This window comes from Corallococcus carmarthensis (assembly GCF_003611695.1).
Lineage (GTDB): Bacteria > Myxococcota > Myxococcia > Myxococcales > Myxococcaceae > Corallococcus > Corallococcus carmarthensis.
Genome location: NZ_RAWE01000515.1, coordinates 1 through 385 on the forward strand (window position 1 = coordinate 1; position 385 = coordinate 385).

Below are 385 nucleotides of genomic sequence, written 5' to 3' on the forward strand. Positions count from 1 at the left end.
CTGAAATATCGTTCGCTTTGGGCGATCGGGAATTGCTATGAATTGATGAATCCGTAGATGAGATTACCTTTCTCGAAATGGACATGAAGAATGGCTTCGCTGGGCTCGCCATCCCCGAGGAGATAGCACTCAACTGCAATGTCACCATCACCATAGTCATACGTTGTCATCAACGGTATCAAGTCGCCTGCTGCGCCGTACGTAGGTAGAGGGATGGAAATGGCGGCACCTTCTAGGAAGTACACCGGCAGAAGCTCGTAGATTTCCAGAATCATGACTGAGGTCAGATCAAAGTCTTCCTGCAGTGTGCTGCTATCCAGATCCGATAGCGCCTGCACGAATTTCCGAAGTAATTCATATCTCTTGTCGTCAAGGCCTTGATCTG

The 385-nt window shown here is 48.8% G+C and carries 1 protein-coding gene; it reads right to left on the reverse strand.

Going from position 1 to position 385, the window contains the following annotated elements; translation table 11 throughout:
* Nucleotides 1–35 precede the first annotated feature (35 nt).
* On the reverse strand, nt 36–385 hold a 350-nt coding region (locus D7X32_RS45905; RefSeq protein ID WP_158625880.1), incomplete at its 5' end, for a hypothetical protein.